Origin of the sequence: Dyadobacter sp. CY347 (assembly GCF_021502655.1) — a bacterium.
Classification (GTDB): Bacteria; Bacteroidota; Bacteroidia; order Cytophagales; family Spirosomataceae; genus Dyadobacter.
Map to the genome: position 1 here is coordinate 513,323 of NZ_JAKFFT010000002.1, position 20,795 is coordinate 534,117.

At 45.4% G+C, this 20,795-nt stretch carries 22 protein-coding genes; 8 read left to right on the forward strand and 14 right to left on the reverse strand.

What is annotated here, in order from left to right:
- Window positions 1-86: 86 nt before the first annotated feature.
- From rlmB to L0659_RS02960, 4 genes are all read right to left on the reverse strand, one after another.
- A complete protein-coding gene (gene rlmB, locus L0659_RS02945) occupies window positions 87-860 on the reverse strand; it encodes a 23S rRNA (guanosine(2251)-2'-O)-methyltransferase RlmB (protein ID WP_234615647.1) in 774 nt (257 codons plus the stop codon).
- Window positions 836-2,041 (reverse strand): GWxTD domain-containing protein, encoded by a 1,206-nt coding sequence (locus L0659_RS02950; protein WP_310590683.1) that lies wholly within the window; start codon window positions 2,039-2,041, stop codon window positions 836-838. Before L0659_RS02950 ends, rlmB begins: the two co-directional genes overlap by 25 nt.
- 150 nt (window positions 2,042-2,191) lie before the next feature.
- On the reverse strand, window positions 2,192-3,082 hold the full coding sequence (locus L0659_RS02955) for an SDR family oxidoreductase (RefSeq protein WP_235124121.1): 891 nt from the start codon (window positions 3,080-3,082) through the stop codon (window positions 2,192-2,194).
- A 121-nt stretch (window positions 3,083-3,203) separates the two neighbouring features.
- Complete coding sequence (locus L0659_RS02960; RefSeq protein ID WP_235124122.1) at window positions 3,204-4,124, reverse strand: aspartate carbamoyltransferase catalytic subunit; 921 nt, start codon at window positions 4,122-4,124, stop codon at window positions 3,204-3,206.
- 161 nt (window positions 4,125-4,285) lie between these two features.
- Here L0659_RS02960 and L0659_RS02965 point away from each other — a divergent pair, with 161 nt between their 5' ends.
- Complete coding sequence (locus L0659_RS02965; protein WP_235124123.1) at window positions 4,286-4,732, forward strand: transcription elongation factor; 447 nt, start codon at window positions 4,286-4,288, stop codon at window positions 4,730-4,732.
- 3 nt (window positions 4,733-4,735) lie between these two features.
- Here L0659_RS02965 and L0659_RS02970 read toward each other — a convergent pair whose 3' ends face one another.
- Window positions 4,736-5,452, reverse strand: coding sequence for a YebC/PmpR family DNA-binding transcriptional regulator (locus tag L0659_RS02970; RefSeq protein ID WP_235124124.1), 717 nt, complete (start codon window positions 5,450-5,452; stop codon window positions 4,736-4,738).
- A 100-nt stretch (window positions 5,453-5,552) separates the two neighbouring features.
- On the opposite strand from L0659_RS02970, the gene L0659_RS02975 reads away from it, so the two are divergent.
- A complete protein-coding gene (locus L0659_RS02975) occupies window positions 5,553-6,008 on the forward strand; it encodes a GNAT family N-acetyltransferase (protein ID WP_235124125.1) in 456 nt (151 codons plus the stop codon).
- 353 nt (window positions 6,009-6,361) lie between these two features.
- Here L0659_RS02975 and L0659_RS02980 read toward each other — a convergent pair whose 3' ends face one another.
- A complete protein-coding gene (locus tag L0659_RS02980) occupies window positions 6,362-6,682 on the reverse strand; it encodes a heavy metal-binding domain-containing protein (RefSeq protein ID WP_235124126.1) in 321 nt (106 codons plus the stop codon).
- Window positions 6,683-6,852: 170 nt separating this feature from the next.
- Here L0659_RS02980 and L0659_RS02985 point away from each other — a divergent pair, with 170 nt between their 5' ends.
- Window positions 6,853-7,425 carry a nitroreductase gene (locus L0659_RS02985; protein ID WP_235124127.1) on the forward strand — a complete coding sequence of 191 codons (573 nt, stop codon included), beginning with the start codon at window positions 6,853-6,855 and terminating at the stop codon, window positions 7,423-7,425.
- Window positions 7,425-8,405, forward strand: coding sequence for an ABC transporter ATP-binding protein (locus tag L0659_RS02990; RefSeq protein WP_235124128.1), 981 nt, complete (start codon window positions 7,425-7,427; stop codon window positions 8,403-8,405). Before L0659_RS02985 ends, L0659_RS02990 begins: the two co-directional genes overlap by 1 nt.
- A 6-nt stretch (window positions 8,406-8,411) precedes the next feature.
- Here L0659_RS02990 and L0659_RS02995 read toward each other — a convergent pair whose 3' ends face one another.
- From L0659_RS02995 to L0659_RS03025, 7 genes are all read right to left on the reverse strand, one after another.
- Complete coding sequence (locus L0659_RS02995; RefSeq protein WP_235124130.1) at window positions 8,412-10,982, reverse strand: DUF5686 and carboxypeptidase-like regulatory domain-containing protein; 2,571 nt, start codon at window positions 10,980-10,982, stop codon at window positions 8,412-8,414.
- Complete coding sequence (locus L0659_RS03000) at window positions 10,979-11,572, reverse strand: ElyC/SanA/YdcF family protein (protein ID WP_310590677.1); 594 nt, start codon at window positions 11,570-11,572, stop codon at window positions 10,979-10,981. Before L0659_RS03000 ends, L0659_RS02995 begins: the two co-directional genes overlap by 4 nt.
- Before the next feature lie 187 nt (window positions 11,573-11,759).
- Window positions 11,760-14,528 carry a DNA gyrase/topoisomerase IV subunit A gene (locus tag L0659_RS03005; RefSeq protein WP_235124132.1) on the reverse strand — a complete coding sequence of 923 codons (2,769 nt, stop codon included), beginning with the start codon at window positions 14,526-14,528 and terminating at the stop codon, window positions 11,760-11,762.
- Between the two features lie 169 nt (window positions 14,529-14,697).
- Window positions 14,698-15,351 carry a CoA pyrophosphatase gene (locus L0659_RS03010; protein WP_235124133.1) on the reverse strand — a complete coding sequence of 218 codons (654 nt, stop codon included), beginning with the start codon at window positions 15,349-15,351 and terminating at the stop codon, window positions 14,698-14,700.
- 28 nt (window positions 15,352-15,379) lie between these two features.
- On the reverse strand, window positions 15,380-15,619 hold the full coding sequence (locus tag L0659_RS03015) for a DUF2442 domain-containing protein (protein ID WP_235124134.1): 240 nt from the start codon (window positions 15,617-15,619) through the stop codon (window positions 15,380-15,382).
- Window positions 15,620-15,648: 29 nt separating this feature from the next.
- Complete coding sequence (locus L0659_RS03020) at window positions 15,649-15,882, reverse strand: DUF4160 domain-containing protein (RefSeq protein ID WP_026628202.1); 234 nt, start codon at window positions 15,880-15,882, stop codon at window positions 15,649-15,651.
- Between the two features lie 76 nt (window positions 15,883-15,958).
- Window positions 15,959-17,545 (reverse strand): NAD(P)/FAD-dependent oxidoreductase, encoded by a 1,587-nt coding sequence (locus L0659_RS03025; protein ID WP_235124135.1) that lies wholly within the window; start codon window positions 17,543-17,545, stop codon window positions 15,959-15,961.
- A 108-nt stretch (window positions 17,546-17,653) separates the two neighbouring features.
- Here L0659_RS03025 and L0659_RS03030 point away from each other — a divergent pair, with 108 nt between their 5' ends.
- Window positions 17,654-18,577 (forward strand): sugar phosphate isomerase/epimerase, encoded by a 924-nt coding sequence (locus L0659_RS03030; RefSeq protein WP_235124136.1) that lies wholly within the window; start codon window positions 17,654-17,656, stop codon window positions 18,575-18,577.
- A gap of 5 nt (window positions 18,578-18,582) precedes the next feature.
- On the opposite strand, the gene L0659_RS03035 is transcribed toward L0659_RS03030, so the two are convergent.
- Window positions 18,583-19,002 (reverse strand): hypothetical protein, encoded by a 420-nt coding sequence (locus L0659_RS03035; protein ID WP_235124137.1) that lies wholly within the window; start codon window positions 19,000-19,002, stop codon window positions 18,583-18,585.
- A 149-nt stretch (window positions 19,003-19,151) separates the two neighbouring features.
- On the opposite strand from L0659_RS03035, the gene L0659_RS03040 reads away from it, so the two are divergent.
- From L0659_RS03040 to L0659_RS03050, 3 genes are read left to right on the forward strand one after another with little or no spacing between them, the layout of a single operon-like run.
- Window positions 19,152-19,409 (forward strand): type II toxin-antitoxin system HicA family toxin, encoded by a 258-nt coding sequence (locus tag L0659_RS03040; protein WP_235124138.1) that lies wholly within the window; start codon window positions 19,152-19,154, stop codon window positions 19,407-19,409.
- Window positions 19,402-19,614, forward strand: coding sequence for a type II toxin-antitoxin system HicB family antitoxin (locus tag L0659_RS03045; protein ID WP_235124139.1), 213 nt, complete (start codon window positions 19,402-19,404; stop codon window positions 19,612-19,614). Before L0659_RS03040 ends, L0659_RS03045 begins: the two co-directional genes overlap by 8 nt.
- Before the next feature lie 14 nt (window positions 19,615-19,628).
- Entirely contained in the window at window positions 19,629-20,792 is a 1,164-nt protein-coding gene (locus L0659_RS03050) for an acyl-CoA dehydrogenase family protein (RefSeq protein WP_235124140.1), read from the forward strand.
- The last annotated feature ends 3 nt before the right edge of the window (window positions 20,793-20,795 follow it).

Below are 20,795 nucleotides of genomic sequence, written 5' to 3' on the forward strand. Positions count from 1 at the left end.
CTGACGTGCTTAGAGGAGATGCAATCCAATGCCGGTTCAGGTGTTATGCAAATATAAATAAATTTCCTTTAATAAAAATTCTGCTATCAGATTTTTATCCGCTGTCTCACCGCCTCATACAACACAATCGAACTGGCAACCGAAACATTCAGCGATTCCACTTGGCCACTTAGTGGAATTCTTGCGCCGGAATCGGCCAGCTGGATGAATTCTTTTGAAATCCCGTCTTCCTCAGATCCCATAATGATGACTGTTGGGATGGAGAAATCGATTTCGTAGAGTGATTTTTCTGTTTTTTCTGTACAGGCAATGATTTGCAAACCGCTGTTGCGGAGATATTGTAATGTTTCGTACAGGTTTGGTTCGCGACAGACCGGCAGGAAGTTCAATGCTCCGGAAGAAGTTTTCATTGCATCTGCATTAATCTGTGCTCCTCCTTTTGTTGGAACGATTAGCGCTTGAACACCAGCGCATTCTGCGGTTCTGGCGATGGCGCCGAAATTTCTTACGTCGGTGATTCTGTCTAAAAGAAGCAGTAGTGGTGTTTTGCCTTCTTCATAAACCTGCGTGAGCACATTATGAAGCGGCATATACTGGATCGGGGAGACGAAAGCGATAACGCCCTGGTGATTCTTCCGTGTTACGCGGTTGAGTTTTTCGACCGGAACGCGCTGAAAAGGGACGCCTAATTCCTTTGCAAGTTTCTCGATTTCAGCAAGTCCGAACTCTCTCTGAATGAATAATCTTTCTATTTCCTTGCCTGAGCGAAGGGTTTCCAATACCGATTGCGTACCAAAAACCATATCGGCCTGGGACTGTCTTGGGGCGGGTTTTCTTACCGTATACTGCCGTTTCTCCATGCTTCTACAACTGGATACCAAATAGGCTGGTATTCGGCGTACCGAACCAGTTCATAATGATCATCCACGAATTGATTGTTTTTTCTATTAAATGTAAAATTGACATTCTGCGCATTGCCGCGTTGATCGTAAGTCCATACTTCCCGATTCTTGCTGCGCTGAACTTTATCTGGTGGCCCTAGCACAATGTAGATCATGCCTTTATCCGTTTTCCACCCTTCTTTATACGTTGTAAAAAGCTGGTTTGCTTCTTCCACCCGACCATAAAATGAACGAATGGATTGCTGCGCCAAAGGTGCATTTCCGTTCATCAAGGTCAGCCAGTATTTATCAAGCGCTTTTTTGTAATCTTCTGCTTTTTTGATTTCGTTAATCTCGTTGTTTGTGCTCATGTAAAGCAACGGCCCGAGCAGGTGTCCCGGACGTGTCATCTTTGGAAAACGCTCATTTACAACGAGTATGCCTAAGCCTTCTGACTGCGTTGTATCGGCAAAAATGTTATAAAGACCTTCCTTGGTAAATGTAATCTGCTGGTCAGAATTGATCGTAAACGAGCTATCTACTTCAAGTGATTTGGGAACATTTTTAGCAGCAATATTCATCGGCGACCCAGCTGCCTCGAAATCGTGATTGTAGTAAACAACCTGCAATTGTTCGCTTCCACCGGAAGCCTTTTTTAACGTAAATGGTTCGTTGGAATTGATATAATGCCGCTGTAATGGCTGGTTGCTATTGGCTGTATAAACGCCGTATGTTTCATTAACACCCTGCTTTTTAAACCTGATCGTGAGGTCATTAAGCACCTTTTTTAATGTTCCTGTCTGGCTTATTTCGCTCAGCAAAACGCCATACTCCTTGTCAGGGCTTTTTAGATCATAGGCAATGACGATCTTCTGTCCGATCTGTGAAACGTTAGAAGAGTCCAGTTTTACATTGCCATAACCTAGCCGATCACGCGTTCCGTAATCTGAATAAATGACGTAATTAAGGTTGTAAAGGCGAATGAAGTCAGCTGGGGAAATCGGGTTTTTGCCCTTAAAAGCATCTACGTAAAGGAAGACTTTCGTTTGCGTGGAGTCTTTTATCAAATATTTACTTTGAATGGCAATCAGGGTAAGTTCTTCATTAACCGGAGCAGATTGCTGAGAGGGGCGGACCTGCGCTTCGGGCAATTGCTTCATAGACTTGTTGGACGACGCGCATCCAGCTAGCAACGAGGCTGTTAAAACACAAATATAAAAGCTTAAAGTAGTTCTCATGTACATGTTTTCATCATTTGTCAAATAACGAACGAACAGGTAAAATTACCCAATAAAACGGTAAGAAAATTTTTATTCTGATTTCTTACTCGCTCGGTTGGCATTCTTGATCTGATCTTCAAGTATATCCCATTGATCGTCAGTGACTTCTTTCAGGAAGTTGAACTGTCCGGCAGCCAAAACTTCACCGCCATCCAGGGTAATCACCTCGCCGGTCATATAAGCCGAAAAATCGGACATTAAATACGCTGCCAGATTAGCCAGTTCCTGATGGTCGCCCACGCGTTCCAGCGGAATGCGACTTTCGAAAGAAAATTTCTTGGCTAATTCTTCGGGAAAAAGCCGCTCCCAGGCTCCTTTGGTTGGGAATGGTCCCGGCGCAATGGCATTTAGCCTGATTCCATGATCGGCCCATTCAAAAGCCAGTGATTTGGTCATGGCGAGCACGCCTGCTTTCGCCATCGCGGAAGGCACGACCCAGCCCGAACCGGTCCATGCATACGTCGTTGAAATGTTCAGAACGGTTCCTTTAATGTTGTTTTCAATCCAGTATTTACCCAATGCGAGCGTGAAATAATAAGTCCCGCGCAATACAATATCGACAACCACATCCACTGCCTTATAGGATAATCTTTCAGTCGGACTAATAAAATTGCCCGCAGAATTATTGACCAAACCGTTCACAGAACCGAATTTCTCAATGGCTTTTGCAATCACGTTTTCGATCTGCTCGTTTTTGCGGACGTCGCATTCAATGGCCAGAATGTTGCCGCCAATGCTTTCTTCCAATTCTTTCGCGGTTTTTTCAAGCACTTCGAGCCGTCTGCTGCAAATCACAATGTTGGCGCCGAGCTTCAAAAAGTAAGTGGCCATGGATTTGCCAAGGCCTGTCCCGCCGCCGGTAACAATAATAGTTTTGCCTTTCAATGCATCGTCGCGCAGCATTCCTTCCGTGTGAATCATCAGAATCGGTTTTTGTGGATGCTGGTAAAGGTAAAATTTTATCTAAAAATAGTCCCTTACACGCCGGAATATATTCGCGTGCACATTATGCGGCAGGAAAATGGAGGAACCGGGAAGTTGACTATTGCTGGGCAAGCAGATAAAGCACCGCCATCCGCACCGCAACGCCGTTCTCAACCTGATTTAGAATAATGGAATGGCTTGAATCCGCAGCATCGGAAGAAAGCTCAACGCCGCGATTGATCGGGCCAGGGTGCATGAGGACGATTTCTTTGTTCAAACTATCCAGCATGGCCTTATTTATGCCATAATAGAGTGAATATTCCCTCAATGATGGAAAATATTTGATCTGCTGACGTTCCAGTTGAATGCGCAGCACATTCGCTACATCGCACCATTCCAGCGCTTCGCGAACATTGTGGCCGATCTTAACGCCTAGTTCATCTAAATGCTTGGGAATCAAAGTGGAAGGCCCGCAAACCATCACTTCTGCTCCCAATTTTTGCAAACAAAAAATATTGGAAAGCGCAACGCGTGAGTGGGTAATGTCTCCAATGATCGCGATTTTCTTTCCGGTGAGATCTCCCAATTTTTCCCGCATCGAAAAGGCATCGAGCAATGCCTGAGTAGGGTGCTCGTGGGTGCCGTCGCCTGCGTTGACTACATTAGCAGGAATGCGTGTCGAAAGATAATGTGGCGCTCCCGGGCTGCTATGCCGCATTACGATCATATCCACTTTCATAGCCAGGATATTATTGACCGTATCCAAGAGCGTCTCTCCTTTTTTTACTGAACTTCCTGAGGCTGAAAAATTAACGACATCCGCAGAAAGACGCTTCTCGGCAAGCTCGAAAGAGAGCCTCGTCCGGGTCGAATTTTCGAAAAAAACGTTTGCTATGGTAATGTCCCGGAGCGATGGGACTTTCTTGATGGGCCGGTTAATGACTTCCTTGAACTGAGTCGCTGTATCTAAAATGGTGTGAATGTCATTCTCGTTCAGGTTTTTAATTCCAAGTAAGTGCCGGACCGAAAGTTTTGTCATTGTTGGTATTCAAGAAAGTTTGACAAAGATAATAAGGAACCCGGCAACGCGAAAACGCATTTGGAAATTTCCCCTTCCTATTTCTTCCTCGCAGCTGACTATCTTTGGAACATTACCGGACATTTTCCCGGCGTTAAGGACGAATAAAAAATTAGAATAGAATGAATAAGGCAGTATTAATAACCTATATAAAATCACTTCTGGAAGAGCGGATGATGGTGGCGTGGAATGCGATGGAAGCCGCGCAATCATCGGCAAATGATCAGGGCAAGAGCTCAATGGGCGATAAATACGAAACCTCCCGCTCCATGGGCCAGCTGGACCGGAATATGCACGCCCGCCAATATGAGCAGGTGCGGCTGGAAAGATTGGTTTTAGAAAAAATTCATGATAATGAAGTGGCTGTGCGCGCCGCAGTAGGATCATTGCTGGAAACGAGTGCCGGCTGGTTTCTGATCGCCGTAAGCCTGGGAGCCGTAAAAATAGAAGAAGAGACCGTAATAGCAGTCTCTTCTTCATCGCCTGTTGGCGCGTCGCTGCTGGGAAAAGGGCCCGGCGACAAGTTTGATTTTATGAAACGACAACACGAGATTATCGCTTTGCATTAAGCATTAACCCATATTGTGGTAAACGCGCTGCACATCATCGTCGTCCTCGATCTTCTCGATCAGTTTTTCAACTTCCGCAACTTCTTCGTCGCTTAGGGATTTGGTGTCATTCGGAATGCGTTCAAAATCTGCTTCGACGATCTCGTAACCGTTTTCTTCCAGATAATGCTGTAATGCGCCGAATGCTGTAAATTCTCCGTAAATGTTGATCAGATTGGTTTCTTCATCCAAAAAAACCTCTTCACCACCAACGTCGATCAGTTCAAATTCGAACTCTTCCAGGTCCTTGTTCCCTGGATTTTTGATCTTGAAAATACATTTGCGGTCAAAAATGAAATCGAGCATGCCCATTGTGCCCAGACTTCCGCCCAGCTTATTAAAATAGCTGCGCACGTTGGCAACCGTCCTTGTCGGGTTGTCCGTTGTGCTTTCTACGAGGATCGCGACGCCGTGTGGGCCGTAACCTTCATAAACCATTTCTTTATAATCTTCCTGGTCTTTGGACGTAGCCCGCTTAATTGCCCTTTCTACGGTATCTTTGGGCATGTTGGCCGCCCTGGCATTTTGTAAAAGAACCCTCAGCCTTGCGTTTGTATTAGGATCAGCGGTTCCGCTTTTTACAGCAAGGACAATGTCTTTACCAATCCTCGTAAAGGTTTTGGCCATTTTATCCCAACGCTTGAACATCCGCGCTTTTCTATATTCGTAAGCTCTTCCCATGCTTAGCTTTGTAAAATGTTATGTTGTTAATTCGCTGCAAATTTATGAAAGACGATTTAATTCAGGTAAAAATATATTCTTTCAAGAACAACTGTTACAAATGGATCTTAAATTAAACTGGGACTTCAAGACTTTTGAAGAACTGAGCAAGCAGGAACTTTACGAAATTTTGCGGATTCGCAATGAAGTGTTCGTGGTCGAGCAGCGATGCTGCTACCCTGACCTTGACGGAAAGGATCAAAAGTCACATCATCTATGCGGTTACCGGGACGGCAACCTTACAGCTTACGCACGCATTCTCCCACCGGGCGTTTCTTACGAATTTGCTTCCATCGGCCGCATCGCTGTTTCGAGGCAGGGAAGGGGGTTCGGTTATGGTATCGAATTATTGAATGAGTCGATCAAAAAGGTTGAACTTTTGTACGGCAAAAGCGTCATTCGGATTGGGGCACAGTTGTATCTGAAGAAATTCTATGGCTCGTTCGGCTTCGTCCAATCAAGCGATATTTACTTTGAAGATGACATTGAACACATTGAAATGACACGTCAGATCTAGTGAAAGTTATAAGTGGTAAAAGCATTGGGGAACGAATTCCCGGATTTGACGAATATTTAGACAGTAACCCTTCTGATGATTATTCAGATAGCTATATTTTACTGTATCATTCCGATTTTTTGTAGTAAATAATCTACATTAAGATAAAAAAAGTTTGTCAAATTTTTGTCACTTTGCTTTTGTTTGATAATTTGGCACAGAATTTTAGTTATTAGTATTCAGTCAAGCAAATTGTTGCCTGGGACTGACGCCCTGTCAGATACCCAATAACATTTTTGACGAACACTGATAGAGGAGGGTTTACGTGGAATGGCCTACTGTAATGCGGTAGGCCATTTTTTTGTTTTAACCTGTTATTCGAAGCAAACTGCCGTCCCGTTTGCGCTTACCATCAGCATCGAGCTGTTTCCACCAATGGTTTCCAGGTCAATGTCAACGCCAATGACTGCATTGGCTCCCAATCTTTGCGCTTGGTCCATCATTTCGCGGATCGCAATGCTTTTGGCTTCCCGCAGGCCTTGCTCATAAGAGCCCGAGCGACCGCCTACCACGTCCCGGATCCCGGCCAGAAAATCCTTGAAAAAGTTGGCGCCGATAATCGCTTCACCGTTTACCAAACCAATGTACTTAGTGATTTTTTTGCCTTCAATGTTCGGAGTAGTAGTAACAAGCATACTGTGTCAGGTTGGTTGAAGTGAAATTTATTGAGGCCAATTTAGCGGATTTCAACAAGGAGCCGCCCAAATTAATTGTTTAACGGCAAAGTTGTGCACGATGTTGGTAAATTTTACTTACAGATTGCTAGCTTTGTTTTTTTGACAAATCAGAAGTAAATTTTATTGCAATGGAACAAACAGTTGAGGCAGTTAATCATGTAATCCGTAACAGGCGCAGCATTTTTCCGCCCAGTTATATCGAGAAAGACATTCCTGAGGAAGTTCTGCTAACCATTCTTGAAAATGCCAACTACGCCCCAACCCATAAATTGACAGAGCCCTGGCGTTTTGTAGTTTACAAAGGCGAAAGCCTGAATAAACTTGCCGGGTTTTTCACGGAAAGATACCGCACCGTGACGCCTCCCGAATCATTTTCCCAGGCCAGATATGACGCGGCAGGAGAGAAGGTCCTTAAATCCAATGTGGTCGTGCTGATCTGCGCCGAATTGCATCCGGACAAGCTTCCGGAATGGGAAGAAACGGCTGCGGTGGCTTGCGCGGTTCAAAATATGTGGCTTACGGCAACGGCTTACGGCATAGGCTCATATTGGAGCAGTCCGGGTGTCCTGGATCTTCTGGCCAAATTCGCAGGCATTCCCGAAAATCAGAAATGCCTTGGATTGTATTTCATGGGCTATCACGATGCACCGGAAGCGCCGGCACGTCGCACACCCATGGAAAACAAGATTACCTGGGCATAATGAAAAAAGAAAAAATTACCCTGCGCGCGCAATCCCTTACAAAAAGCTTTGGTGCAAAACCGGTTTTATCCAACATTGATTTGCAGCTAAATGCAGGAGAATGGCTGGGCATTTTGGGTGAAAGCGGGTCGGGTAAAAGCACCTTACTCCGCATTCTGGGACGTTTCCAGGATGCGGAGGAAGGTAAAGTCTTTTTTAAAGAACAGGAATTAAAACCCGTAAGCGGCGAACTCATTCCAGGCCACGAATCCATCAAGCTTATCCATCAGGAATTTGAGCTTTTTCCTAATCAGACTGTCGAGGAGAACATTGCGTATTCGCTGCGGTTTTATAATGCTGATTACAGAAAGGAGAAGGTGGCGGAGCTGCTTTCTATTACAGGTTTGGAATATGTAAAAAATCAAAAAGCCAAACTGCTATCCGGTGGGGAAAAACAGCGGACTGCGATTGCAAAAGCATTGGCAGAGCAGCCGGATGTCTTACTCCTGGACGAACCGTTTGCCCATTTGGACAACCATAACCGCCGCGTGCTGGCGAGCGCGATCGAAACCATGCGCAGGCAGCAAAAGATGTCGTGTGTCTTCGTTACGCACGAAGCCGCTGATGCATTGGCCTGGTCCGACCGGATTGCGGTGCTGCGCGATGGCAGAATCATTCAGATAGGGACGCCACAGGAGGTTTATAACCAGCCTATTGATAGTTATGTGGCAGAGCTGACAGGCGACATTAACTGGCTTGCGGACGCCGAAAATTCAAAGCAATTCTATATCCGCCCGGAGAAAATCAAGTCGACCAAGCATCCTGAAAAAAACAGATGGCAAGGTAAAGTGGAGGCAATCCGGTTTCATGGAAACCACTGGGAAATCCGATGCAGCAATGTCAAAAATGAGAAATTGTCCTTTTACAGAAACAAAATGGATGTAGAAGTGGGGCAGCAGGTGCATTTAACTTACGCACTGAAAGACCTGAAACGCATTTAATCCCGCTTACAAGCTGAACCAGAAAGAAATCTTCACCGCAAACGGCGTAACATTCGGATTTTTAAGGTAAGTAAGCCTGTGCACAAAGTCCACGCGGCCAAATTTCAGAATGTTATCAATCCCGTAACCCAGCTCAATGTAAGGCAAATCTTTCAGCTTATTGAAAACCTGCACTTCATTGCCAGACTCATCCTGTGTTGTCGATAATGCAAGATTTGCATCACTCACGCTTCCGTAAAACAGCTTTCCGGTTGCTAACATCCGCAGTTTAAGCTTTTTGATGGCCGGGATCCTGTTTAATAAAAAGCCTTCAAAATTGTGCTCCATGCGCACAGAAACATATCTGTCGCTCATGAATTCGAAATAACGCATGAGGTTGAATGCATTATCAACATAGAATAGCGATTCATTTCCTAGCGGCGTATAAAGCAATGGGTAGGGCAATGTCGAAGGGATCAACCCGAATGTTACATTGTAATAAGTCCTGCCGATAACGCCAAATCGAAAGCTTTGCTTTACATTGAATGAGAACTTATTATAATTAAAATCGCCGCCGAGGAAATTCCTGATTCCCAATGTGTAACGCAATGTAAAGGCGGGAGAATTTCCGTTGCCCATGCTAATGCGCTCATTGTCATTTTGTAAAAAAGTCTCTTTTCGCGCCAGCCTCGTTTCCAGATTTATTTCTGTGATATCAAATGTACTTTTGACTGGAGACTCAATGCCCGCCTCAGGATTTGTCCGGTAAGTAAACGGAAATAATGGCCTGAAATCGCGGTGTCGGATTTGAATGCTTCCTGTTAAGCCTTTAACCAATTCCCTTTTAAAATAGGCCGAAATGTCTTCCTGCCAATAAGCTCTCCGAAACGTTCCAAATCTGGAAAATGCGCCAAATAATGTATTCGGGCCTATTGTTTCAGCGGAAAGGCCGAGACGTTCGAGATCTTTGGAATAGGAAATGCCGCCAACGGTCCAGGGTTTCCGGTCAAAAATATAGTCCATTCCGGCGCCGTATTTGAATGCCTTATCCTTTGTTCCGTAAGCTCCATAGCCGTTGAAAATCCATTTTCTGCTGAAACCGGGATCGGTTTTAAAGCCTAACCTCACGCGGTGGCCCTCAATGTTGTTGTTGGCGTATAAAAACAGGTAAGGACCAATGTCAATGTTCCATTTGTCAATGCGCTTGTATCCGTTTACCAGGATGTTCAGGATCTCGGTGTAGGTTTTTACTACCGGCAGCATTTTCAGTGAATCTACAAGCTGGAAAGAAAGCAACTCGTTCGCACTCAGCGCTTCCGGACGGCTTTTTTGCCAATAAGTGGAATCATGCTGCATGTAATCCTCTTTCAGCTCAATGGCCGTGTCATAAAATTTAGGATCCCGCGGGTTATTGATCTTGTAATTTGAATTAGCTGAATAGAATTTCAGCAGCATGCCGGCGGTTTGCTTCGTCGGCTCATCCACATCGATCAGCACGCGCGTTTTTGAAGTAACCCATTCATTTTGCTCTTCAAAAAACTCATAGGACTGTTGAATCTTGATCTTTTCAATAAAATTTAAATTCGCGCCCTTGCCTACGCTCACGTCCATTTGCGTGAGTGCGTACGTGTCGCCATCCACCCAAAACGAGCCCGTGAATGCTAAGTCCTGCACATGTTTTGGCTCAAAATCAATCTGGTAATCGTATTTATCGCCGTTTTTTACACTGTCGGAAAGATAATATTCATAGTAAACTTTCCAGCTGTCGGAAATCGGGGAAACGAAGTCTTTGTCTAAGATATTCAGCCAGTTATTATAAAAATTATATTGCTGAAATGACGATCCGATGAGCTGCGAAACAAGGCTTCCGTCTGTCAGGCCCACACCGGACACTTTGGTCTTATTAATGATCTCCTTCTTTTTCTTCGGATTGCGACGATAATAAACGTCTGACACGGACTCAGATATGAAAATCGGAATGATCGTCTCGCCGTTTTCTCCCTTCACCTCATCGTATTTATCAACGATATGCGTCATTTTCTTGACCGATTTCCTTTTCCTGAATTTTTCGGAAAGGTTGTCAATGTCAATCTGGATCTTATTGTAGCTTTCGTATTCGTAGGCGTCCAGCTCGTCCGTGTTGTTTTTGCTTTTTCCCGCTACGATCTTACGCATGATCGCATAAGCCGGATTTTCTCCTGCAAATATCCGGACTTCTCTCAGTTGCAGCGTTCCGGGGGTGAGTTGTATATCAATGGTTTGCTCGGCCAGATCTGGTTTGATCGGTTTGCTTTTGCTATCATAACCAACATATGTCACGATGATCGAATCCGCTGGTTGCGTGAAAGTGATCTGGTAAAAGCCATCAAAATTGGTGGTAGCGCCTGCTAGTGAAGCTTTTATGCCAACGTTAGCAAAAGGGATGGCGTCGCCGGTTGTTGCGTCGGTTATCTTTCCTTTGATGGTATAAGTGGTCTGTGAAAAGGACTTCGTAGTACAAACGAATGTCAGCAGGAGCAGATAAAGTAGTGTTTTTTTCAAGCTGTGTGTACGAACCGGTGCGTGTGCCGAATCATTTCCCTCATTCCAATTTCTCATTTTTTTCTTATCTCATTGTTTGAGGTAACATCCGCCGCAGGACGCAATATATGGACGTCCAGAACAGCCTTCGGTCTTGCCAGATATTCCCGCACCAATGTGCGCAGTGAATAACCGTCCGGCACATCCTGCGCTGCAAATGATATGGCATTAATGCCTTCATTATGAGCGATATAGAGTGCCCTTGCATTATGGAAATTCTGTGAAATGATCGTGAAGTTGTCCTGGTTAAAAACCTCTTTGCAACGAATGATCGAATCGAATGTCCTGAACCCCGCATAATCCAGCGTCATGACATTCTCGGGTATTCCCAGATTCAGTAACGCTCTTTGCATATCAAGCGGTTCATTATAGTATTGTGAATCATTATTTCCACTCAAAATAATGTATTTGATCTTCCCTTCTTTAAACAGCCTGGCAGTTGCCTCCATTCTGTATTTGAAAAAAAGGTTGTCCTTGCCTTTTTCGGATTTCTTACTCGTTCCCAAAACCAATGCCACGTCATTGGAAGGAAGGCTTTCGATTGAAAAATAGTTGTATTGCCTTGTGTAATACACCACCCAAAGGTTACAAAGCAAGATAAAAACCATGCACGCAAATAATAGGAGTAATATGGTTTTAATCAAATTTTTCACCCGTGTACTTGAAGTTGTCTTCTAATGTACCAACTCTTTATAATATTCCGGTTTTTTATACACGATGTTGTATTCATAAACCGTACGCAGCCAGCAGTGTTTTTCGTTGCTGGTTTTTAGTTTTTATTTATTTCAAAAATGTTTAGAAAAGGCCCAATTGGTTTTTCTGATCTTTCCCTTTTTTAGGCTCTTTCTTTGGTTTTACTTCTGGTTTTGCGTCGTCGTCAGCGCTTTCCGGCTCAGTGCCAGCCGGATCGCCAGTCTCAGCATGCGTTCCGGATTGATCGCTTGTGTCCTCGTCCGGGACTTCATCTGTAACTTCTCCATCTGAGCCTTCTTCAACGTCCGCTTCTGCATCCGAACTATCTACATCTGTAACAACTGCTGATGTAACCACTTCTTCCTCTGGTTCGGGCAGTGGTTCAAGCCAGCGTATTTCCTTGAACTTATCATTAGGAAGCTTGTTTCCCATAGCCCGCCAGCCGCGCACATCGACCATTTCTTCAATCAGATATTCCTCCTTCGACTGCTCCTTGGTTGCGGTTTTGAGCGATGTTATTTCCAGTCTTGGGCGCTTATCAGTGCTGGCCAGCAGTAACTTACTATTTTTAGCATCGCTGATAAATAAGAATTTTTTATCTCTTGTTGAAGTCTCAATGTTAAAGCGTTTGATAAAATGGTTTTTCTGGCCTCCGTCAAAATACAGCGCGGTTATGGCCATTTTTGGATCAAACTTTTTTACTAACAACACCTCATTCGAAACGTAATGATTCGTAAGATCGAAATTGGTTAACTCATAAGACCCTTCTTTGTAGACGACCAGAATGCTGTCGGACGGCCCGAAATTTCCTAAATATTCGCCTCTTTCGTCTCGGTTCAGACGGCCTATTATAGGGTCAAACCACATATCAACGCCTCCTAATGTGGATCGGCCGGCTTGTTTTAAGATAATTTTCCTGACAGGGTATTTTGTCAGAATGTTACCCATCGCGCTTCGGTTTTTGATCAGCAGATCAGCGAAATTGAAGTCGAATTGCTTCACTTTTGCCTTGCTTTGGGCCGAGAGGCTTACGGCAATGATCTCAGCTTCACCATTTTCGTTGGCCGTAAAATAGGTGATTTTGGATTTTGGCGTTCCTTGTGTAAGGTCGTACTCACGGTCGCGCGTGACTGCCGTGATCTGGCATCGTTTGATGTAGGAAACGCCCGTTTTTCCATCCAGATAGACGAGGTTATAGACCATGCGTTCGTCGTTTTTGACGAAGACGGCACAGTGAATAATGTCTTTTCCAACAAAAACCTTTTCCTGGATCTTGGTAACCAGACATTTTCCATCGGATTTGAAAACGATAATGTCGTCAATGTCCGAACAATCGGTTACGAATTCATCCTTTTTAAGCCCGTAACCAATGAAACCTTCTGCACGGTTTACATATAGTTTCTGGTTATTGGCCGCAACAATGTTCGCGGAAATTTGGTTGAATGCGCGAATTTCGGTTCTGCGGCCGCGTCCTTTACCATATTTTTTGAGCAGATCTTTGTAATACTCAATGGCAAAGCGCGTGATATGCACCAGGTTATCTTCGGTTTCAGCCAATTCTTCCTGCCACTTTTTCATCAACTCATCCGCCTTGTAACCATCGTATTTTGAAATACGCTTGATCTTGATCTCGGTCAGCTCTACAATGTCATCGTCCGTGATCTCGCGGTAGAATTGCGGCTTATAGGGTTCAAGTCCTTTGTCAATGGTGCGGATTACAGCCTCGAAAGTTTCGCATTCTTCAATGTCACGGTAAATGCGGTTTTCAATAAATATTTTTTCCAAAGAGCCATACAGGATCTTTTCCAGCAATGCTAACCGTTTGATTTCGAGCTCGCGTTGCAGCAAATGAACCGTTTGGCCTGTGTTGTATTTTAAAATTTCGGTTACCCCAACAAAATGCGGCTTGTCGGCGATAATGATACACGCGTTGGGAGAGATAGAAACCTCACATTCGGTAAATGCATAAAGCGCATCCATCGTAATGTCCGGGGAAACGCCCGGCGCCAGATGCACCTGGATTTCAACTTCCGCAGCCGTATTATCGACCACTTTCCGGATCTTGATTTTACCCGTATCATTGGCCTTTATGATCGAATCAATGATGGAAGTCGTCGTAGTCCCGAACGGAATGTCGCGGATAACGAGCATTTTCTTATCCTCTTCCTCAATCCGCGCCCTAACCCTCACTTTTCCGCCCCGGTGACCGTCATTATAGTTGGAAATGTCAATTTGCCCGCCGGTCAGGAAGTCGGGGTAAATGGTGGCCTCTTTGCCTTGCAGAATGCTGATCGAGGCTTCGATCAGCTCGCAGAAATTGTGCGGAAGGATTTTGGTAGACAACCCCACCGCAATCCCTTCAACGCCTAGTGAAAGCAGCAGCGGGAATTTTACGGGTAATGTTACCGGTTCGCGCTTACGTCCGTCGTAGGAAAGCTGCCATTCGGTAGTATCATCATTAAAAACAATTTCTTTGGCAAAGCGCGACAAACGGACTTCTATATAACGCGCTGCCGCAGCACCGTCGCCGGTGCGGATATCACCCCAGTTTCCCTGGGTATCGAAAAGCAATTCTTTCTGACCAATGTTTACAATGGCGTCGTAAATAGACGCGTCACCGTGCGGGTGATATTGCATGGATGAGCCCACCACATTGGCAACTTTGTTGAACCGGCCGTCGTCCATCTCGTTCAAAGCATGCAAAATGCGCCTTTGAACGGGTTTCAGACCATCTTCAACAGCAGGAACCGCACGTTCCAGAATTACATAAGAGGCATAATCAAGAAACCAACTTTCATATAGGCCCGAAATGGGCAGTTTATCGTGCAATCCGCTATCTTCTACGTCAGGCGTAGCTCCGTTTTCGTCCATAAATGAAGGAGGAACCAGGTTTTAAGTACTCAGTAAATTTTTGTAAGGCAATCATTGCCAGCCGGTTTGAGAGGCAGCGCTGATCCATTCCAAAAGAACGGAACAGGGCAGACTATACCGGAAGATCTATTTGAATTACCTGCTAATATAGCAAATAAAGCGTGAATTTCTAGCTTTCAGGGTCGCTGTCCGGCGCATTCAAAACAGTCAAAAACTCGCTGATCATCATTGCTGTTGCGCCCCAGATTTTGTATCCCTGAACCATATAATGCGGCGCATGCACCTGTTCCCCACGGACTTGTATGTCACTGCTACCGATAATTTCAATATCAGAAATTTCTTCTAATTTGATCTCAAAAATATCTTCTACCTCGCGCGGGTCGGGGTAAAAGTCGGGGCGGTAAGGCATTGTTGCGATGACCGGGAGGACGTAAAAGTTGCTCGCCGGGATGAAAAGTTCGGTCAGGACGCCCAGGATTTTCACATCATTTAACCGAAGTCCAATTTCCTCCTGCGCTTCACGCAATGCAGTGCGGATCAGATTTTCGTCTGTATTTTCGAAGCGTCCTCCAGGGAAAGCCACTTGTCCTGAATGCACGCCATCGTAGGCCGGACGCAGGATCAGTGGGAAATAGATTTCGCCTTTATAAGGATAAAATAAAACGAGAACTGCGCTTTTGCGGGTGCGGGCGTTGGGTTTGAATGTCAGTCGCAGCTTAGAAGAAGCCTGCATAATCCGGTGCGCTGACTCCCCGGGCAGCGGATATTTCAGTTTTTGTGTGAGTGCATCAATAAATAAGGAAAAAGATCCCAAAGTGGCCATAGAGGCAGTTTGTTGAGTAAGTTAGGTGTCAGATTTTGGCATAATGCAGCTCGCGCTTGAAATCGAAAAGACTTTCCAGGCTCAGGTCTTCATCAATTTCTTCCCAATGCAAGCTGTTGCCCTCGGGCCCGATCTCAAACTTTTCGCGTTGTTCAGAAGTGGCGTTTTTAAGCCTGGCAAACCATTCAAGCGGATTTCCAATGGTATGTCCGCTGTCTGTAACAACGTAAATATTCGAATCATCGAACCATACATTTTCAATTTTCATCACAATCAGCATTTAGAAAATTAACTTGCTCATTCGCCGTGAAATTGCTGCCACTTTTCGGTGATCAGCTCTTTGTTTTCCTCAACCAGCGCCTCGGCAAGCACGAGATCTTTGGGTTTAATGCCATGACTTTCAACCAATTTAACCGGGTTGATTTCAAATTTGGCAGTTCCATCCGCATTGCGGACATGAATGTGGATGGGTAAATGTTCAAGGCTATAAAAGAAAAACTTCATCCCGAACATTCTGAAAATCTCTGGCATAAAATAGTGTGTGAAAAGGAATTTCTTCCAATTGTGTATTATGCAAATATAATGATAACAATAACGTATCGGGAAGTTATTGGATTTTCTTGTTGGCGTATAATTTTGCGAGTTGCTGGGCGCAGCGTTCGCCGTCCATGGCGGCCGACATGATGCCTCCGGCGTAACCGGCTCCTTCGCCACAGGGGAATAAGCCTTTCAGTTCCGGGTGCTCGCAGGTTTCGGTTTCCCTGGGGATTCGCACGGGGGATGAAGTGCGGCTTTCGACACCGATCAACTGCGCGTCACCGGAAAGGTAACCCCTCATTTTTTGTCCGAAATCCGAAAGCGCTTCGCTGAGCGGGAAAGCGATTTCCGCTGGCAGGATTTCCCGCAGATCAACGGATTGCAATCCTGGCTGATAAGACGTGTCCCGAAGCTGGTAGGAAACCCTTCCTTTTACAAAATCGACTGCAAGCTGTGCCGGAGCGGTTTGCGTGGCGCCGGCAAACTTACAAGCAGCCTGTTCGATTTCCTTTTGATATTGCAATCCAGCCAATGCGCCAAATTCCTTGTAAGGCAAAAGATCCTGATCTTCAATGGAAACCACAATGCCCGAATTAGCATAAGGCGAATCGCGGCGAGACGGCGACATGCCATTCACAACCACTTCCCCGGAAGCCGTCGCGGCAGGCACAATAAACCCGCCCGGACACATGCAAAAGGAGAAAACGCCCCGCTGAACGCCCTTATATCGTGTTTGCATGACCAAACTATAAGAAGCGGCAGGCAAATAAGGCCCGCGGTCCTTTTCACAATGATACTGGATTTTATCAATGGTGTTTTGCGGGTGCTCAATGCGCACGCCCATCGCGAACGATTTGCTCTCGATCAAAATCTTTTTCGCGTCCAGCAGCTCGTAAATATCCCGTGCAGAATGTCCTGTTGCCAGGATCACACCAATGCCCAAATGTTCCTTATCATCATCGGTAACGACGCCTTTCAGCATATTTTGTTCAATGATGAAGTCTGTAACCTTAGTGTCGAAATGAATTTCGCCGCCTGCTTTCAAAATGCTTTCACGCATTTCGGAAACGACAACGGGGAGCTTATTGGTGCCGATGTGCGGGTGCGTATCGATCAGGATTTGCTCGCTGGCGCCGTGGCCTACGAAAATTTCCAAGACCCGCCGAATGTCACCGCGTTTGTTGGAACGCGTGTACAATTTTCCATCTGAATAGGTCCCTGCACCGCCTTCGCCGAAGCAGTAATTGGACTCGGGATTAACAATGTGGTCTTTATTAATGGCAGCCAGATCACGGCGTCTGGCGCGCACGTCTTTTCCCCTTTCAAAAATGACGGGCTTAATGCCGAGCTCAATCAAACGCAATGCTGCGAACATGCCAGCCGGGCCGCAACCGATAATTAATGCCTGCGGTTTCTTACTTACATCCGGATAATCAAGCTGCAAACCAATCAGCGACGGCGGGGTTTCGTTGACATAAACCTCTGCCTGCACATTCACTTTCACCTGCCGGCTGCGGGCGTCGATGGATTGACGGGTTTTGCGGATAATGGGCGTGTCGGTGGCGCGCAGCCGCAATTTTTTAATGATATGCTGACGAAAATTCTCGTCGTCCAGCGCGATTTCAGGCGCCAGGGTAAGTTGAAGCGTTTGGTGCATTGGGAAAGGGATTTATCCTTTAATGCTGCAAAGGTAAGCAAGACGGTAATATTCCCCAGTTTTCACCTTTGATTAAAATTACCTGAACTCGCTAAACAGCTTTTCGTCATGACCATGGATCGGAGAACATTTATGAATTCGCTGGCTGTCTCGGCCGGAGCCGCTTTTTTGCCCGAAACCGAAAGCATAGCAGCCACTTTTCCCATTTCCTGCAACCAATATTCGTGGATTACCTTTTATGAAAGGGATGGCAAAGACTGGGGGGCGAACCTGGATGCGTCGCTCAAAGAATTTGCCTCCACCGGCCTGAAAGCATACGAGCCTGCATTTACACAAGCCAGCGAAGTTGGAAAGTTGTTGCCCGTTTTGAAAAAATATAATCTTGTTATGCCGTCTGTTTATGTAAACAGCTCCCTGCACAAAGCTGACGAGGCAACAAAATCCATTGACTCTGTGCTGGCGATTGCGGATGCATTGAAGCCGGTTGATACGAAGATCATTGTTACGAATCCTAATCCGCTGAAATGGGGCGGCTCTGAAAATAAAAATGATGCCGAACTGGCAGAACAAGCCAAAAACCTCGACAAGCTGGGAGCGGAGTTGAAAAAACGCGGCATGACGCTTGCTTACCACACGCACGACGTGGAACTGCGGGCAGCCGCGCGGGAATTTCACCATATGCTGCTCGCCACAGATCCGGACAATGTATTCCTTTGCCTGGATGTGCATTGGGTTTACCGCGGCTCAGGCAATTCGCAGATTGCGCTGTTTGATATCGTGAAATTATACGGAAAACGGATCGTAGAACTGCATTTGCGACAATCCAAAGGCGGAATTTGGCAGGAATCTTTCAGCGACGGCGACATCGATTACCGCCGCCTCGTAACAACATTAAAAGCCATGAATGTCAACCCGCACCTGGTTTTGGAACAATGCCTGGAAAAAACATCTCCCAAGACAATGGACGCTGTTGCGGCGCATAAAAAGGATCTCGCTTACAGTGCTGAAATTTTTAAGGATTGGTTGAAATAAGGCCCTTATTCAACAGCAACAAACTTCCCCAAACAAGTGCCATCACAGCTAAAACCCAGCGTTACGGAAGTAGGAGTAAGGTCTTTATAGGACCAGTTATGGGCGGGGTAGGCGACACTGTTGGGTGCGCCGCTGAGTTCAATGAGGTCGTTGCCGATTAGTTTGTATTTGGTGTACAAATTGACATAAGAAGAAAGTGATCCTCTTGTCTCTTTAAAATCACCATTCGCCTTGAACTCGACAACGCTGGATTCTCCTTCTGACGCTCTTTGAAATTTGCCGCTGCCATCGCCCGGATCAAATAAATACTCAGTCATCTTCCATTTGCCTACAAGGCCATTATTGCCAGCATCGACATCATCGTCTTTGCAGGAAAACAAGCTGACGAACAGGAGGGTTACAAATATTGAAGCGCGAATATTCATAATCTTTGAACATTAAGGATTTATCTGAAAAGACGCAATTTCTGTAACATTAGTTGTAACTGTTATTATATTGTCCGTTGAAATTTGAAGAACGTTTCTCGCTGGCCTGATATCAAAGCAGCATATTATCACACTATAATCAATTCAGAATGGGAAAATTTGATAAGCTGATTTTCAAGTTGCTTTCAGGGTCTGCTGACAGCAATTTTAGTTTTGATGACCTAAGATTAATTTTAATAAATCTGGGTTTCACCGAAAAGACAACGGGAGGCAGTCACAGAATTTTTTATAAGGAAAATATTGTGGAAATTGTAAATATTCAACCTGATGGTAATAAGGTTAAATCATATCAGGTGAAACAGGTGAGAGGGATCATTTTGAAATATAAACTTGTAAGTCATGAATAGTAAATACGAGTTAATTATATATTGGAGCGAGGAGGATAACACATTTGTTGTGGAAGTTCCGGAACTGCCGGGTTGCATGGCGGATGGCCCGACCCAAAATGAAGCGCTACTGAATGTGCAAATGGTGATCGATCAATGGATTGAGACTGCGAAAGCGCTGGGACGGGAAATTCCAAAACCGAAAGGTAAGCTGATGTATGCTTGATCGACCCTAGCTCCATGCCAACCACAGATTTCTTCAATATCTATGATCTGCTAACTACTGAGCAAAAGCTGGTTATGAGCACGATCCGGGAATTTTCTGACAGGGAAATAAAACCTATTATTGAGGACTACGCCCAAAAGGCGGAGTTCCCGGTGCATTTGATGAAAAAGTTTGGTGAGATTGGCGTGTTTGGTGCGACGATTCCTGTGGAGTATGGCGGTGGCGGTTTGGATTATATTAGTTATGGTTTAATGTGCCAGGAAATTGAGAGGGGCGATTCGGGCATGCGTTCCACGATTTCGGTGCAAAGTTCGCTGGTAATGTGGCCGATTTTTGCATTTGGATCCGAAGAACAAAAGCGTAAATTTCTTCCGGGTCTGGCCAGCGGAGACATGCTCGGGTGCTTTGGATTAACGGAGCCGGATCACGGTTCAAATCCAGCCGGCATGCAAACCAGGATTTCAAAAACTGCAAATGGTTATGTCCTCAACGGTTCTAAAATGTGGATTTCCAATGCGCCGTTTGCCGATATCGCAGTCGTCTGGGCGAGGGATGAGGAAGGTAAGATGCGTGGCTTAATTGCAGAGCGTGGCATGGAAGGTTTTTCCACCCCTGAAATTCATAACAAATGGTCGTTAAGGGCAAGTGCGACAGGAGAATTGGTGTTTAATGATGTTTTCATTCCCGAGGAAAACATTCTGCCCTATGCATTAGGACTTAAAGCGCCGCTGCAATGTTTGGATAAAGCGCGCTATGGCATTTCGTGGGGTGTCATTGGTGCGGCGATGGATTGCTACGAAACGGCCGTGCAATACGCAGCAGAACGCGTTCAGTTTGATAAACCCATTGCAGCTTTCCAATTGACACAGAAAAAGTTAGCCGAAATGTTGACCGAAATCACCAAAGCGCAGCTGCTTGCGTGGCGATTGGGCACGTTAATGAACGATGGCCAAGCAACAACTACGCAAATCTCCATGGCGAAGCGTAACAATGTGGCTATGGCACTGAATGTCGCACGAGAATGTCGGCAAATCCTGGGCGGAATGGGCATTTTGGGCGAATATCCGATCATGAGGCATATGATGAACCTGGAATCGGTGATCACTTACGAGGGGACGCATGACATTCATTTGCTGATCCTGGGTGCTGAAATCACGGGCATTCCTGCTTTCAAATAATTC

Excerpts from the sequence above, each read along its gene's own strand:
- rlmB (WP_234615647.1), bottom strand. The coding sequence starts at position 860 with ATGGAGAAACGGCAGTATACGGTAAGAAAACCCGCCCCAAGACAGTCC.
- L0659_RS02950 (WP_310590683.1), bottom strand. The coding sequence starts at position 2,041 with ATGAAGCAATTGCCCGAAGCGCAGGTCCGCCCCTCTCAGCAATCTGCT.
- L0659_RS02955 (WP_235124121.1), bottom strand. The coding sequence starts at position 3,082 with ATGATTCACACGGAAGGAATGCTGCGCGACGATGCATTGAAAGGCAAA.
- L0659_RS02960 (WP_235124122.1), bottom strand. The coding sequence starts at position 4,124 with ATGACAAAACTTTCGGTCCGGCACTTACTTGGAATTAAAAACCTGAAC.
- L0659_RS02965 (WP_235124123.1), top strand. The coding sequence starts at position 4,286 with ATGAATAAGGCAGTATTAATAACCTATATAAAATCACTTCTGGAAGAG.
- L0659_RS02970 (WP_235124124.1), bottom strand. The coding sequence starts at position 5,452 with ATGGGAAGAGCTTACGAATATAGAAAAGCGCGGATGTTCAAGCGTTGG.
- L0659_RS02975 (WP_235124125.1), top strand. The coding sequence starts at position 5,553 with ATGGATCTTAAATTAAACTGGGACTTCAAGACTTTTGAAGAACTGAGC.
- L0659_RS02980 (WP_235124126.1), bottom strand. The coding sequence starts at position 6,682 with ATGCTTGTTACTACTACTCCGAACATTGAAGGCAAAAAAATCACTAAG.
- L0659_RS02985 (WP_235124127.1), top strand. The coding sequence starts at position 6,853 with ATGGAACAAACAGTTGAGGCAGTTAATCATGTAATCCGTAACAGGCGC.
- L0659_RS02990 (WP_235124128.1), top strand. The coding sequence starts at position 7,425 with ATGAAAAAAGAAAAAATTACCCTGCGCGCGCAATCCCTTACAAAAAGC.
- L0659_RS02995 (WP_235124130.1), bottom strand. The coding sequence starts at position 10,982 with ATGAGAAATTGGAATGAGGGAAATGATTCGGCACACGCACCGGTTCGT.
- L0659_RS03000 (WP_310590677.1), bottom strand. The coding sequence starts at position 11,572 with ATGGTTTTTATCTTGCTTTGTAACCTTTGGGTGGTGTATTACACAAGG.
- L0659_RS03005 (WP_235124132.1), bottom strand. The coding sequence starts at position 14,528 with ATGGACGAAAACGGAGCTACGCCTGACGTAGAAGATAGCGGATTGCAC.
- L0659_RS03010 (WP_235124133.1), bottom strand. The coding sequence starts at position 15,351 with ATGGCCACTTTGGGATCTTTTTCCTTATTTATTGATGCACTCACACAA.
- L0659_RS03015 (WP_235124134.1), bottom strand. The coding sequence starts at position 15,619 with ATGAAAATTGAAAATGTATGGTTCGATGATTCGAATATTTACGTTGTT.
- L0659_RS03020 (WP_026628202.1), bottom strand. The coding sequence starts at position 15,882 with ATGCCAGAGATTTTCAGAATGTTCGGGATGAAGTTTTTCTTTTATAGC.
- L0659_RS03025 (WP_235124135.1), bottom strand. The coding sequence starts at position 17,545 with ATGCACCAAACGCTTCAACTTACCCTGGCGCCTGAAATCGCGCTGGAC.
- L0659_RS03030 (WP_235124136.1), top strand. The coding sequence starts at position 17,654 with ATGACCATGGATCGGAGAACATTTATGAATTCGCTGGCTGTCTCGGCC.
- L0659_RS03035 (WP_235124137.1), bottom strand. The coding sequence starts at position 19,002 with ATGAATATTCGCGCTTCAATATTTGTAACCCTCCTGTTCGTCAGCTTG.
- L0659_RS03040 (WP_235124138.1), top strand. The coding sequence starts at position 19,152 with ATGGGAAAATTTGATAAGCTGATTTTCAAGTTGCTTTCAGGGTCTGCT.
- L0659_RS03045 (WP_235124139.1), top strand. The coding sequence starts at position 19,402 with ATGAATAGTAAATACGAGTTAATTATATATTGGAGCGAGGAGGATAAC.
- L0659_RS03050 (WP_235124140.1), top strand. The coding sequence starts at position 19,629 with ATGCCAACCACAGATTTCTTCAATATCTATGATCTGCTAACTACTGAG.